The 14,340-nt window shown below is 43.3% G+C and carries 15 protein-coding genes; 12 read left to right on the top strand and 3 right to left on the bottom strand.

Going from position 1 to position 14,340, the window contains the following annotated elements; genetic code table 11:
* Positions 1-8: 8 nt before the first annotated feature.
* From ACHZES_RS07910 to ACHZES_RS07880, 7 genes are read left to right on the top strand one after another with little or no spacing between them, the layout of a single operon-like run.
* Positions 9-671: an AAA family ATPase gene (locus ACHZES_RS07910; protein WP_395548342.1), complete on the top strand. Its 663-nt coding sequence runs from the start codon at positions 9-11 to the stop codon at positions 669-671.
* Positions 668-1,525 carry an aminotransferase class IV gene (locus ACHZES_RS07905; RefSeq protein WP_395548343.1) on the top strand — a complete coding sequence of 286 codons (858 nt, stop codon included), beginning with the start codon at positions 668-670 and terminating at the stop codon, positions 1,523-1,525. Before ACHZES_RS07910 ends, ACHZES_RS07905 begins: the two co-directional genes overlap by 4 nt.
* 6 nt (positions 1,526-1,531) lie before the next feature.
* Positions 1,532-2,614 (top strand): DUF4392 domain-containing protein, encoded by a 1,083-nt coding sequence (locus ACHZES_RS07900; protein ID WP_395548344.1) that lies wholly within the window; start codon positions 1,532-1,534, stop codon positions 2,612-2,614.
* Positions 2,611-3,300 (top strand): 5-oxoprolinase subunit PxpB, encoded by a 690-nt coding sequence (gene pxpB, locus ACHZES_RS07895; protein ID WP_395548345.1) that lies wholly within the window; start codon positions 2,611-2,613, stop codon positions 3,298-3,300. The genes ACHZES_RS07900 and pxpB overlap by 4 nt, the downstream gene beginning before the upstream one ends.
* A gap of 4 nt (positions 3,301-3,304) precedes the next feature.
* Positions 3,305-4,333, top strand: coding sequence for a biotin-dependent carboxyltransferase family protein (locus ACHZES_RS07890; RefSeq protein WP_395548347.1), 1,029 nt, complete (start codon positions 3,305-3,307; stop codon positions 4,331-4,333).
* Positions 4,334-4,365: 32 nt separating this feature from the next.
* Complete coding sequence (locus ACHZES_RS07885) at positions 4,366-5,175, top strand: putative hydro-lyase (protein WP_395548348.1); 810 nt, start codon at positions 4,366-4,368, stop codon at positions 5,173-5,175.
* Positions 5,176-5,185: 10 nt separating this feature from the next.
* The gene (locus ACHZES_RS07880; RefSeq protein WP_038279035.1) at positions 5,186-5,941 is read left to right on the top strand and encodes a LamB/YcsF family protein; all 756 of its coding nucleotides are present in this window, start codon (positions 5,186-5,188) and stop codon (positions 5,939-5,941) included.
* A gap of 63 nt (positions 5,942-6,004) precedes the next feature.
* Here ACHZES_RS07880 and ACHZES_RS07875 read toward each other — a convergent pair whose 3' ends face one another.
* From ACHZES_RS07875 to ACHZES_RS07865, 3 genes are all read right to left on the bottom strand, one after another.
* Positions 6,005-6,661 (bottom strand): phosphatase PAP2 family protein, encoded by a 657-nt coding sequence (locus ACHZES_RS07875; protein WP_207708660.1) that lies wholly within the window; start codon positions 6,659-6,661, stop codon positions 6,005-6,007.
* Positions 6,662-6,929: 268 nt separating this feature from the next.
* Complete coding sequence (locus ACHZES_RS07870; protein WP_038279028.1) at positions 6,930-7,535, bottom strand: helix-turn-helix domain-containing protein; 606 nt, start codon at positions 7,533-7,535, stop codon at positions 6,930-6,932.
* 311 nt (positions 7,536-7,846) lie between these two features.
* Positions 7,847-8,338, bottom strand: coding sequence for a pyridoxamine 5'-phosphate oxidase family protein (locus ACHZES_RS07865; RefSeq protein ID WP_395548349.1), 492 nt, complete (start codon positions 8,336-8,338; stop codon positions 7,847-7,849).
* Positions 8,339-8,681: 343 nt separating this feature from the next.
* On the opposite strand from ACHZES_RS07865, the gene ACHZES_RS07860 reads away from it, so the two are divergent.
* The 5 genes from ACHZES_RS07860 to ACHZES_RS07840 all read left to right on the top strand — a co-directional run bounded on the left by ACHZES_RS07860 (position 8,682) and on the right by ACHZES_RS07840 (position 13,894).
* A complete protein-coding gene (locus ACHZES_RS07860; protein WP_038279022.1) occupies positions 8,682-9,365 on the top strand; it encodes a FadR/GntR family transcriptional regulator in 684 nt (227 codons plus the stop codon).
* Positions 9,366-9,457: 92 nt separating this feature from the next.
* Positions 9,458-10,642 carry a PLP-dependent aspartate aminotransferase family protein gene (locus ACHZES_RS07855; RefSeq protein WP_154522640.1) on the top strand — a complete coding sequence of 395 codons (1,185 nt, stop codon included), beginning with the start codon at positions 9,458-9,460 and terminating at the stop codon, positions 10,640-10,642.
* 27 nt (positions 10,643-10,669) lie between these two features.
* Complete coding sequence (locus ACHZES_RS07850) at positions 10,670-12,049, top strand: ABC transporter substrate-binding protein (RefSeq protein WP_395548350.1); 1,380 nt, start codon at positions 10,670-10,672, stop codon at positions 12,047-12,049.
* A 93-nt stretch (positions 12,050-12,142) separates the two neighbouring features.
* Positions 12,143-13,048, top strand: a complete 906-nt coding sequence (locus tag ACHZES_RS07845; RefSeq protein WP_154521762.1) for a carbohydrate ABC transporter permease — start codon at positions 12,143-12,145, stop codon at positions 13,046-13,048.
* 3 nt (positions 13,049-13,051) lie between these two features.
* A complete protein-coding gene (locus ACHZES_RS07840; protein ID WP_038279015.1) occupies positions 13,052-13,894 on the top strand; it encodes a carbohydrate ABC transporter permease in 843 nt (280 codons plus the stop codon).
* Positions 13,895-14,340 lie beyond the last annotated feature (446 nt).

Here is a 14,340-nt window from a genome sequence, read left to right as displayed (position 1 = left end):
GTACGACTATGGATGAGAATAAGAAGTATTTTGCCATTGCCATTACCCGTACCTGCGGAAGCGGAGGCGGAAGCTACATAGGAAAAAAACTGGCGGCTGATTATGGGATCGATGTATATGACAGAAAGCTATTGCGTCTGGCTTCGGAAGACAGCGGAATCAATGAGGCGATATTTGCAAATGCAGATGAGAATATGAAAAAAACTTTTTTATACCGTGCCTCAAGAAGAGTCTACAGCGGGGAAGTCATTTCTAAGGAAAGCGGTAATTTTTTATCGGATCAGAATCTTTTTAATTATCAGGCAAAGGTATTGCAGGAGCTTCTTCATCATGAATCCTACGTCTGCATTGGCCGGGCAGCGGATTTTGTCTTAAAGGATGAGCCTAATGTAGTATCCGTGTATCTGGATGCTCCCTATGAATTCCGCTTAAAAAGAGAGATGAAGCGGCAGGGAATATCCGAACAGGAGGCTGTAAAGTATATAGACAGACTGGATAAATACAGGAATTCCTATTATATGTACCATACCGGAAGGCAGTGGAAGAACCCTGAAAATTATGACCTTTGCCTGAATACGGAAAGTCTGGGGCTGGATCATTGTGTGGAATTAATTAAGAAATTCATGGAGCTTAAATTTGGGATTTGTTCCAGTGAAAAGGAGATATTATGAAAGAGCTTGCTTATTATGATGGAAGGATCGGAACCCCTGAGGAATTAATGGTTCCCTTTCAGGACCGGGTTCATTTTTTTGGAGATGGAGTTTATGATGCTACCGTTGGAGGGAATCACAAAGTGTATCTTCTGGAAGATCATCTGGACCGTTTTTACACCAGTGCCAAAGCCTTGGATATTAAGATTCCTATGGATAAGAAGGAGCTTGGAGAACTTCTGACCAAACTTCTTTCCATGGTGGAGGGGAATACGCATTTTGTGTACTGGCAGGTGACAAGAGGAACAGCTCCCAGGGATCATGCTTATGACGAGGCAATGCTTGGAAAGCTGTGGGTCATGATTAGGCCTAATAAACTAAAAGACCCTGATGTTCCTATCCGCCTGATAACAATGGAAGACACCAGGTTTTTGTACTGCAATATTAAGACCTTAAATCTTCTCCCGTCTGTGCTTGCCTCACAGGAGGCTTTAAAAGCCGGAGCAATGGAAACTGTTTTGCATAGAGGTGATATGGTTACGGAGTGCGCCCACAGCAATGTTTCCATTTTAAAGAACGGAACCTTCCTTTCCCACCCCAATGATAACCTGATCCTCCGTGGGATTGCAAAGACCCATATGATCCAGGCCTGCTACAGGCTTGGAATCCAGGTATTGGAGCGGGCATTTACCATGGAAGAGCTTATGGATGCCGATGAGGTCATCGTGACTTCTTCCTCCAATTTCTGCCTTCATGCAGACGTTATTGACGGAAAATCTGTGGGAGGAAAGGATCCGGTGACGTTAAAGAAGATTCAGGATGCTGTTTTAGAAGAATATTTAGAGTATACAGGCAGAGATAGTATATTTGATTAGGAGTGGATGATGGACAGAGGCGGACTGGAAAAGAGAAATGTGGGAGAAAACCTGGATGCTCTGATGAATTTAGATCCCAGGGGCTATGGGATATGCCGGATTCTTTATGCTGGAAGCCGGGAGCAGATGGGGGAGCCTCTTACCATGAGAGCGGCGGAAAAGCTGTGTGAAACAGTGAAAGAAAATGATCTGGTTTATATATTGACAGGATTTGTGCTTCTGCCTCATAAGAAGCCGGAGATGGATGGAATGGTCAGTTCCATGCTGCTGGCAAGAGCTTTGGTCATGTCTTTTGGGGCAAAGCCTGTTATCATTTGTCCTGATGACTGTGTGAAATCGGTAATGAAATGTGCTTGCGTGGTAGGTCTTCATATTTACCAGGATATCGAGACCGTAAGGGAGCTTCCTCTCAGCATGGGAGTGGTGGCCTTTACAAAAAATCCGGCCAGGGCAGAAATTGAAGCGAAGTGGCTGATAAAAGAAGGGCTCCCCGGAGCGGTAATCGCTGTGGAGGCTCCCGGTTCCAATGAAAATGGTGTTTATCATAACTCTGCCGGAGATAATGTAACAGAGCTGGAAGCCAAGACTGATGTACTATGGGAAATGCTTCGTAAAATGGGAGTCTTAAATATTGCCATTGGTGATCTTGGCAACGAGATCGGCATGGGAACCATAGCAGATCATATTAAAAAATACATACCTTTCACGGCTCCCGGGGAATGTGCGTGCGGTTGCGGAGGCGGAATTCTGGCAGCCAGCCGAGCAGACCATGTGATAACGGCAACCTGCTCTGACTGGGGCTGTTACGGTTTGATCGCGGCACTGGCCTATTTAAAGCGGGATATGGAAATTCTTCACCGGGAAGAAATGGAAGCGGAACTGATGAGAGCGGCGTCAAGAACCGGTCTTATTGACATGACCGGATCTCTGATTCCTGGTATCGATGGTTTCAATACCCGGCTGAATACAGGAATTGTCAGCCTGATGCGCCAGTGTACGGCCTATGCGGTCCGATATTCCTGTAATTCCGATCACTGGTTTCGCTCTGTACTGAAAAAGGGGTTTTTTGAAGAAGGGGATAGGTCATGATTCAAATAAAGCCGGTCGGTGATTGCGGTGTCCTGGTGGAATTGGGGGATTCCATCAGCGAGGAGGTAAATTCGAAGGTAATGGAATTAAACCGAAGGATCCATGGGCTTTCAGTGGAAGGGATTCTTGAGACAGTACCTGCCTTTTGTTCTGTTCTCATTTGTTATGACCCATTGAAAACAGATTATGGCGCGGTATCAAAGGTTCTTTCTCTACTGTCAGAATCATTGGAAGGCAAAACCGGGTTAAGAGGAAAGCTGGTGGAAATTCCGGTCTGCTACGGAGACAGCTTTGGGCCGGATCTTTCTTTTGTAGCGGAACATGGAAAGATCACGGAAGAAGAGGTAATCCGGATTCACAGCAGCAGGGATTACCGTATTTATATGCTGGGATTTCTTCCGGGCTTTCCCTATCTTGGAGGAATGGACGAACGCATTTTTACTCCACGGTTAAACTCACCAAGAACCAGGATTCCGGCGGGAAGCGTAGGAATCGGAGGAGAGCAGACGGGAATCTATTCCATGGATTCTCCGGGAGGCTGGCAGTTGATCGGGCGTACACCTTACCGACTTTTTAAGCCGGAGCAAGTGGGAAAACCTCTTTATGAAGCCGGTGATTCCATTCGTTTTGTACCCATCAGCCAGGAAGAATATAAAGAAATAAAAAGAAAACAGGAAATGGGGTGATGGGATGGGATTTGAAATCTTGCGTCCTGGAGCCTTATCCACGGTTCAGGATAAAGGGAGAAGAGGATTTTTAAGTCAGGGCATCCAGGAAAGCGGAGCCTGTGACAAGTACTCTATGAAGCTTGCCAATCTCCTTGCCGGGAATCTGGAAGAGCCGGAAACAGCGGCAGTCATAGAATTTACGTTAAAGGGCGGTGAGATCCGTTTTACCTCTGAAGAGATCATCGCTCTTACAGGCGGGGATATGACCCCCTGTATCAATGAAAAGCCTGTACCCATGTTCTCCCCAATTCTGGTACGGAAAGGAGATATTCTGACCATGGGGCTTGCGGTCTCAGGTCTTCGGACTTATATGGCGGTCTATGGAGGAATAGAGGTTCCTTCTGTCATGGGAAGCCGTTCTACCAATTTAAAATGCCGCATGGGAGGCTTGGAGGGAAGGGCACTTCTTGAAGGGGATTATCTGGAGTCTGGGAAAGATCTTAGACAGTTTAAGAAAATGATAAAGAAATTAAAGGGAAATGAGAAGCTGGCAGCCGTGGATGAGGATGAACCATGGCTGCGTCATTCATCAACGCCTTATCGTTTTTATGGAAACGACCGTATGGTTCTTCTGCGTGCCGTAATGGGCCCCCAGGAAAATGCTTTTACAGAACTGGGACTTAACACTCTGATCCGGAACCCCTTCCGGTTAAGCACGGACTGCGACCGCATGGCCTGCAAACTGGAGGGAGAACCCATAGAATTGAAGAATGGGGCAGATATCATATCCGATGGGATCGTGGAAGGATCCGTTCAAATCTCATCTGACCGACTTCCTATGGTTTTGATGGCAGATCATCAGACCACCGGAGGATATGCAAAAATCGCTACGGTGATCAGTACGGACATCCCTGCACTTGCCCAGTCAAAGCCGGGGGAATGGGTGGCATTTCAGTATGTAACTCCAGGGGAGGCTGTGGCAATTCGCCGAAAGGAAGAAGAAAAGTTAAGGAAAGTTAAGGAACGGCTTAGGAATGCCATTTACCGGTAAATAGGCCTTAAGACAGGAAAGAAGGAAAGAACGTGAGTCCAGAGTACAGAAACAGGGAACCAAAAGAAATCCGTCGGTTGATCAGGGAGGGTGTGATTCAGAGCCCTACCACCGGAATGTGCGGCGGCTATGCCCAGGGAAATCTTGTGATTCTTCCCGAAGAGATGGCATGGGATTTTCTTTTGTTCTGCCAGAGGAATCCAAAGGCCTGCCCGCTTCTGGAAGTATCGGATGCAGGGAGCAGAAGTTTTTCGCTGACAGCAGAAGAAAGTGATATCCCAAGGGACATTCCCAGATACCGGGTGTATGAATACGGCGAGTGCACCGGTGAATACACGGATGTATCAGATTTGTTTGAGGATTATCAAAGAACCAGGGGAAAGCTGGTAAGCTTTCTCATTGGCTGCAGTTTTTCTTTTGAAACAGCACTTTTGGAGGCCGGCATACCGGTGAGACAGATAGAGGAAAGGGTAAATGTTCCTATGTTCCATACGAACATTCCCTGTACACCGGCAGGTGTATTTTCAGGTAACCTGGTGGTGAGCATGAGGCCCATTCCTCATCACCAGGTTTCCAGTGCGGTTGCTATTACAGCTTCCATGCCAAAGGTGCATGGGGCCCCTGTTCACATTGGTTATCCGGAAGTTCTTGGTATTAAAGATATTAACAAACCGGATTTTGGTGATCCGGTGACCATACATGATGGAGAGGTGCCTGTTTTCTGGCCCTGCGGTGTAACGCCACAGGCAGTGGTCATGAACAGCAGGCCTCCCTTTGTAATTACTCATGCCCCGGGACACATGTTTATTACGGATTTAAAAAATGCAGAATTAAAGGATTAGAGGTGAGAATATGCCGGTCATTGACTTGAACTGCGATTTGGGAGAAAGCTTCGGTGCTTATAAAATGGGACTGGATGAAGAAGTGCTGCTCTATGTTACATCGGCAAACATTGCCTGTGGTTTTCATGGAGGAGATCCTATGGTAATGGAACAGACGGTGGCTTTGTGTAAAAAATATGGAGTGAGGGCAGGGGCCCATCCGGGATTTCCTGATCTGGCGGGATTTGGAAGAAGAAATATGAGTCTTACTCCCAGCGAAGTAAAAACCAGTGTTATGTATCAGATCGGAGCCCTGGACGCTTTCTGCAGAGGCGCTGGAATTAGACTTTGCCATGTAAAGCCCCATGGGGCGTTGTATAACATGGCGGCAAAGGATTATGAACTGGCAAAAGCCATTTGCCAGGCGATAAAAGAAGTGGATGACAGCCTGGTTCTTCTGGCTCTCAGTAATAGTGAGATGCTACGGGCGGCAAAGGATACAGGGGTGTCTGCTGCCAGTGAGGTATTTGCAGACCGGGCCTATGAAAGGGATGGAAGCCTGGTTCCAAGAAGCCGGAGAGGCGCAGTGATTGAAGATGAGGAACTGGCATTAAAGCGGGTGATCCGAATGGCGAAAGAAGGGGTGGTGGAAGCCATTGACGGAAGCACAATTTCCATTGATGCGGATTCTGTGTGTGTTCATGGAGATGGAAGGAAGGCTCTGGAATTTGTAAAAAGGATAAGAGAAGGTTTTTTAGAAGCAGGAATAGAGGTAAAAGGCTTTTAGTGGCGGTTTTGATTTTTATTTCAAAACCGCCGTTAGTCTACTGATTTATCAGTATTTCTATAACTATTTGTTCTTTGATACCTGACTAATCGTAGCGTAATATACTATAATAAGCGCAGAACCCAATAATAAACCTCCTACAATATCGGTGAACCAATGCACCCCTGAAATAAAACGCCCAATCACCGTTACGGCGATGATAGCAACAGATATGACCTCCGCAAAAATTCTAATGGACCTATTTTGTATCCGGGAATGGAATTGCATAATTGCGGTAGCCATGATACATAGTACAATCATCGTATGGGAAGATGGGTAGGATGGTTCTAATGTACTTACCAAGATAACCGGTCTGTAATTCACAATAAATATTTCAAACAATACATATGAAAATAGCACGATGATATAAAACACTCCAAGTAATATAATATCACTGTCTACACACTTGATGCTTTTTCTTTTTATTAGCTGCATTAATCCCAATATAGAAAAACCCAAAGCGACAAGGATAGCTGCAACACCAATCCAGTCTGTGATATGGTACCAAAGTAAGTTTTCCCCAAGCAGTTTGAACATAAAGCCATTTAATGTAGAGAAACCAACGTTGGATTGCTCCGGACCTATGGGGCTGACGTCAAATGTTAAAACCGCCACTGTAAATAGTATGAATAACAAGAATAGAATTCCGGCAAGAATAAAACACTTTTTATTTTTCATCATATCTTCCTCCTTTCAGAACATAGGGCGATAAACTATTGAAGTCAAGCCGTGTTCCATGTGGTTTTACTAATTTGTTTGTTTTAATGATAAATTCCATTTGTAATATCCTTTCAGTAATATTGGTATGTTTGTGTATGCCCGCCACATCATCATTGTGTGGTCAAGTATGGAAATATTCAAGAAACGAATCGTCACAACGGCAAAAACCCTCTGACACTTTTCGTGTCGAAGGGTTTTTCACAAGGCTTTACAGAACAATTTACTTTATTCAGCTGCTCTTTATCAAAAGGACCACCTTAATCATAAAAAACAGGAAAAGGAGAGAAGTTGCAGAGGGTTGACGAGTTGCAACATAAATAAGAATGCAAAAAGCCTGTAACAGAATAGAGCAGGTTCTGCTAATGCTATAACACTTTTCATTCAAAAAATGTTGAGCAATTATTTGTGCGATACCCATCATTGCCATTAGAATAGGCGAAACAAGATAAATTATCCATGTAACTGTGCTTACGTCTGGGTTCGAAAACAAACTCACTGCCCGAATCAGGTCACTATCCTGTCGTATATAAAGCGGAAGGAAATAAAAGGAGATTGTCATAACATCTAAAGTACCATAAACCAGACTGAAAATCTTATTTATATTCGTGCGGTTCTCATTTGCCGCAAGGGAAATCAACTCCTCACCTGACAACAAATCATCAATCGATACTGAGAAAAGTTTTGATATATTTTTGAGCGAATCGATATTCGGGTATCCCTTGCCACTTTCCCATTTTGATATAGCCGTTCTGGACACAAATAATTCTTCTGCAAGCTGTTCTTGCGTCCATTCCATTCCTTTTCGTAATTGTTGTAATTTTTCGCCAAATTCCATATACAATACCCCTATTAGTCATCTTTTTTTATGCGGCCATCAATAGGTTATCTCATTGCGACCGGCATAGCAATACTGCAACACCCGCCTATCAGATATGCCTCGTATCTTGGATGCATCATTCGTTGTGATCATAGCGGCACATCCAAATTATTATACTTTAACTTGTTATTGAAGAATTATACCACAAAAAGAGATTCAAGGAGAGCCCCAAAAACAAAGAAGCAAGGCGTATGTCTTGCTTCTTTGTTAGTAGATTATGTTATATGGATAATTTGTTGCATAGATGAAATCTCATAGTTTCGCATTAATTAAAAAATGCCTCCATTTTTCATATCAGTCTTATTCACAAAATCCATATGGTATAGTTTTTCCCAATGATTAATGTTTAATGTTCCTTTCGTAAGACGGATTGCTAAAAAACAACAGTTTTCATCCTTTTCATTATTAGCCATATCGTACCATTCGGAAAAGGCTGTACGGAGTTTGGTTCTTATTTCGACATTTTTTGGATCAAGCACCCAACCAAGGTTTTCACCTACTCCATTAGCGGTGAACATCTCGAAACAACCAGAAACCGAAACCTCCGAATTTTGCGAGATTTGCTGCATTTTGTTTGATTTCCCATGTGTTACAACATAAAATGTGCCGTCTTCATAATAGGCGTCCACACTACGTACAACCGGGCGGGGCATTCCGTTAGCGCCCGGCTCCCGCGCAATCGTCGCGAGAGAAATAATATTGTCTTTGCCGTTTCCGAACTTTTCTTCGATTAATTTTAATCCTTCTTCGTAATTGCTCATTTTTTTGTTTCCCCCTTATCATATGAATACTAACTAATTATATCATAAAATACAAAATTACAAATATAAAAAATACTAGATAGATGACTTTTCTTACTTTAAAATACTCCACTTCATGAATCCGCAATATGGGCATCCAATGGCAGCAACAGTCAAAGCTGGAATGGAACTAGGAAGCTGTTACATCAACCAGCTCGGCTGGTTTAACGACTACATGCTTAGTTCTCGTTTGTACAAATTGCACATATATGCTGGGGATAGAAAATAAAATATAATAAATTATTGACATATAAACTCACGTATGTTAAGTTAAACGTAAATAAAGATATGTGAGAGATAACAGATGGCTAATAAGATACAACGGACATCGCTTCAGTTAGAGATTATTCGTTATATACAGAATTATATTGAAGAGAATGATTTAAAGGCAGGGGACAAGCTTCCTTCACAGGAACAGCTCCTGGAAATGATGGGGGTAAGCAGAACATCACTTAGAGAGGCTATGAAGACCCTGGAGGCACGCAATGTTCTGGAAGTGCGGAATGGAAAGGGCGTTTACGTAGGCAGTCAGATGGACAGTGCATTTCTGTCACTGATGGATTTTACAAGGGAAAAAGGAAAGCTTTTAGATGCTCTGGAAGTACGTAAGATTCTGGAACGGGAAATTCTCCGAATGGTGATTCATACGATTAATGAAGAAGAACTGAAAGAACTGGGCGATATTACTAAGGTATTAATGGAAAAATTTCATCAGGGAGTAAGACAGACAGAGGAGGACAAACAGTTTCATTACACCATATACCGCTTGTCCCATAATGACATTATGTATCAGTTGATTTTATCCATCAGCAATGTAATGGATCAGTTCTGGGAGTTTCCGCTCAATATGGAAGATCCTTTTTTAGAGAGTTTGCCATTGCATGAGAAATTGTATGAAGCGATTTGCGAAAAAAATGTGAAAAAAGCGCAGCTGATCAATGAGCAATTGTTAGATGCAGTATACCGGGATATTAAAAAACAAATATAATGTTCTATCATAAAATGTTTAATAATAACTCAACCTATAATATAGCATATAGCATATAGGTTGAGAAATCTAAGGAGAAAAGAGGTAACATGATGTCAGATCAGAGCCAGTATTTAAAAAGTGATAAATTAATTACCGCACATTACGGAGAGGAATACGAGCATTATTATAATGCTGTGGTTCCGCCTATTTTCATGAATTCACTCAATGTATTTGAAACCATAGACGATTATTACGATTTTGACCGTACCGATAAGCATAAATATTGCTACGGCAGAGTACAGAACCCTACCGTTAGGATTCTGGAAGATAAAATTGCGGCTTTGGAGCACGGTGTCGGAGCTCTGGCATTTGCATCGGGCATGGCGGCTGCTACAACGGCGGTGTTGACCGCATGCAGGACAGGCAGCCACGTCATATGCATCCGTAATTCCTATGGTCCGTTGAAAGATTTTCTGACCGGATACTGCAAAGAACACATGGATATTACCACAACGTTTGTAAAGGGCGACTGTGTGGAGGAATTTGAAGAAAGCATAACGGATAAGACGGATCTGATCGTTCTGGAAAGTCCTTCTTCCCTTGTATTTTCCCTCCAGGATATTGAAGCGGTTTCAAAGATTGCAAAAGAACATCAGGCACTTGTCTACATTGATAACACGTTTTGCACTCCCATTTACCAGCAGCCCCTTACCTTAGGAGCAGATATCGTAATGCATACCACATCAAAATATATTGGAGGCCATAGTGACATCATAGGCGGCATGCTGGCAGTAAAAGATCCTGAATTGATGAAAAAGCTGACGGCAAACAGGGAACTGTTTGGCGGCATCGCAGGACCAATGGAAGCATGGCTGATGATCCGCGGACTTCGCACATTAGCAGTCCGCATCGCACAGCATCAGGAAACTGCAATGGAGGTTGCGAAGTTTCTTGAAAAGCATCCCAAAGTAAAGAATGTGTTTTATCCTGGCCTGGAATCCCATCCCCAATACGGGCTGATGAAGAAACAGCAGTCAGGTAATACCGGATTGCTGAGCTTTGAGATTCATGGAACATTAAAAGATGCGATAAAGGTTACGGAAAGCCTTAAGATATTTAAGATTGGTGTATCATGGGGAGGTTTTGAAAGTCTGGCATTTTTACCACATGCAAGGCTGGAAGAGAATGCATGCAAAATTTTAGGAGGATCTCAGAATATTATCCGTATTCATTGCGGATTAGAAGGTACAGATGCCTTGATTTCAGATTTGGAATCGGCTCTTGCTAAAATATAAGCATTACAAATCAAAGGAGGAGAACAAATGAGGGAAAAAAGAGCAGTAGTATTGGCGTTGGCAGCGGCGGCTATTCTGTCAGGATGCAGCGGGAAGACAGCTGCAGAAGCAACATCATTAGCAAGCGGGGAAACAACAAAAACAGAAGCAGCAAAGACAGACAATGGAAAATCGGGGGATGCGATCACCATAAGCCTGGTAGAATCTCTGACCAGTCCGGAACGTACGGTTGTTTTACGTGGAATTGCGGACAAGTATGAGGCAGAGCATCCCAATATCAAGATTGATATTGTATCCCCGCCATTGGAGAATGCTGATGCGAAAATCACACAGATGCTGATGAATGGAAGCGGTGTGGATATCGTAGAAGTAAGAGACTCCACCATCACCCAGTTTGTGACCAATGAATGGATTGCAGATCTTCAGAAATACTTAGATGGATGGTCAGAAAAAGACACATTAACAGATTCTGCAAAAGAAGTAATCCATTACATGAAAGACGGAGCTTACATGGTTCCTTATGGATTTTATCAGAGAGGTCTTTACTACAGGGCCGACTGGTTTAATGAAAAAGGTCTAAAGCAGCCAGAAACCTGGCAGGATATCTATGACTCAGGAGTTGCCGTTACGGATCCGGCAAACAGCCGTTTTGGCTATTCTTTCCGCGGCGGTACAAGCGGTTACCAGTATGCAGATACAATTTACTGGAGCTGGATCGGTACCGATAAGCTTGCAGATCCCAATGCCGGCTATTATTTAAAAGATGGCAATGGGGCAACTATTTTCACCTTGCCTGAAGCAAAGGAAGCACTCCATTTCTATAAGGACCTTTTTAAAAATGCTTCCCCTACGGATTCCATCGCCTGGGGCTTTTCAGAAATGGTACAGGGCTTTGTGGGAGGAACTACCTCTATGCTGATTCAGGATCCGGAAGTAATTGCAACCTGTTCCGCCGATTTACAGGATGACCAGTGGGATCTGGTTCCTTTCCCTAAGGGACCGTCCGGTCAGGCCGTTTTTCCAAATGGATTTGCCGGCTGGGGTATGACATCCTTTACAGAACATCCGGATGAGGTAGCAGACTTCTTACTGTACTTATCAAATTCCGAAAACAATACAAACTTTGCAAAGAATTATTCTACAATCCCGATTCACAGTAATGCAGCAGATAAAGACAGTTATTTTTCAGAGGCACGGTTTGCTATGTATATGGATATGGCAAAAAAACCGGATGTATACCGTCATGCGGCATATCCTCAGATGTATGAAGCATTTGCCACATACAAAACAGAGGTTGATACCATGTATCAGAAGTATCTTACCGACGAGATTACGGATGAGGATCTGTTAAAGTGGCTGTACGAATTCTGGACAAAAGCATATCAGGATGAAGGACAGAAGTGGTAAGCAGGAATTAACTTATCATAAGAAGTATCTGGAAGGAGTGGATCTCCTTCCAGATTCCTTATAGATGAAAGGCAGTATAGAGGAGGGAACGGTATGAAACAAAAATCGAGACTGCAATTGAAAAGAGCCTGTTTTATCTTTCTTATGGTTCTTCCCGCCATTATCATTCCTATCATTTTTACATATTATCCCATGATCAGGGGTTCCATGATGGCTTTCCAGAGTTACAATCTGATGAATATTAAAAATATTAAATGGGTTGGATTTGATAATTTTAAAAAGTTATTTCAGCACAGTGCCAGCAATACTTTTTATTCCACCATGTGGAATACCGTCAAGTGGGTCGGGATTTCACTGTTTTTCCAGTTCGTGGTGGGATTTGCCATGGCGCTGCTCTTAAAATCGAGATTTAAGGGAAGCAGCGTGTATCAGGGCCTGATTTTCTTCCCTTGGGCAGTATCCGGATTTATTATCGGAATCATGTGGCGCTGGATGTTTAATGGTACTTCCGGTGTTATCAATGACATTCTGATGAAATTGCATCTGATCCGCTTACCAGTGGGTTGGCTGGCAGATAAGAGTACGGCACTGTATTCCTGTATTATAGCAAATATATGGTATGGGATCCCATTTTTTACGATCATGATCACGGCTGCTTTAAGAGGGGTTCCGGAGGAGTTGTATGAAGCTGCTGATGTGGATGGAGCAAATCCGTTCCAGAAGTTTTCCGGAATTACAGTACCTTGTATCCGTTCCGTATTATTGCTGACCGTTTTGCTTCGGGTGATCTGGATATTTAACTTCCCGGATCTGATTTATTCCATGACACAGGGAGGCCCGGCTGGATCTTCTAATATCATCACATCCTACATGATGCAGCTCGTCCAGAGTCTGGACTACGGCATGGCTTCCGCCGTTGGGGTATTGTGCATCCTGTTTTTAGTAATATTTGCATCATTTTACTTAACGCTTACCAAATATACGGATAAGGAGGCATGACATATGACTGCAGCAAGTAAAAAACAGGTGTGGAGATTCTTTAAGTTTGCCGTACTGACTGTCTTTCTGGTGCTGACCATGTTCCCTTTTCTATGGATGCTCCTTACTTCATTAAAGGGATCTCAGGGTGAGATTTACGCATTCCCGGTTAAGTATCTGCCAAATCCGGTCTCTTTTGTTAATTATGCGGCAATGCTTTGGAAAGGTAATTTTGCCAGATACTTATGCAATTCGTTTTTTACATCTTCTGTAGCAGCAGCCTGTGCGGTCTTCATTTCCATTCTTGCCAGTTATGTCATCAGCAGATTCCGTTTCCGTTTTAAAAATGTGCTGCTGCTGTTTTTTCTGGTTACGCAGATGATACCGATGTTCATTATGCTGGCGCCATTGTATCAGATGTTAGGCAAGATGCGGATGCTGAATAATCTGTATGGTCTGGCAATGCTGTATACGAATATGATGATCCCTTTTTCTGTTGTGACTTTATGCGGCTTTTTTGACGGAGTGCCCAAATCTCTGGAAGAAGCGGCATGGATTGATGGCTGTGGCTATCTGCAGGCCTTATTTCAAGTGATTGTACCGGTCATTATGCCAGGCATCGCCGCCACTTTTATCTTTGCGTTCATCAACTCCTGGAATGAACTTTTTATGTCAGTTATGTTTATCGATGTTGACAAATTTAAGACAATACCGGTAGGGCTTAACGCTCTGATCTTAAAATATGATATAAAATGGGGAGAAATGGCAGCAGGTACCATAATGTCATTGATCCCTACCATGTGTTTGTTTACCTTTGCCCAGAAATATATGATAGAAGGGCTTACCGCTGGATCGGTGAAAGGATGATTCCCGTATAATACCAAATAAAAAGTGAGTCTTGATCGGTTATAAAAACCGTTCTCAAGGCTCACTTTTCTAGTTTGCTCGCCATGGGCGAGCTCTAACGGGTGAAAGTCCCGAGTGCGCCTAGGCAACGAGGAAGCACATAGCTAAACAGCAAGGGTGTCCACCGTGAGATGGGATCTGAAGGAAGCTGAAGGCAAACTCTTGGTCCGACGGACAGAAATCACATATAAGGCTCTGAAATACGGATAAGTCTGCTAGAAGAGATGAAGTCCAAAAGTTGCTGGAAGTAGGAGTAAATGTGGCGGATAGATGAGAGGAAAGAGCTCGCACCTTAAGCGGGGAGGTCTCACAGAGGTATCATTAGCCTAGTAACAACGAACTGTGAGAAGTCAGCCGAACCCATAGTAGCGAAGAAGTTTCTGTAATGGAAATGGAGTGAAGGGGTG

Source organism: Lacrimispora sanguinis (assembly GCF_044987295.1).
Classification (GTDB): domain Bacteria; phylum Bacillota; class Clostridia; order Lachnospirales; family Lachnospiraceae; genus Lacrimispora; species Lacrimispora celerecrescens_B.
Note: the sequence above shows the minus strand (reverse complement) of the source record. Positions and strands in the feature narration are given on the sequence as shown.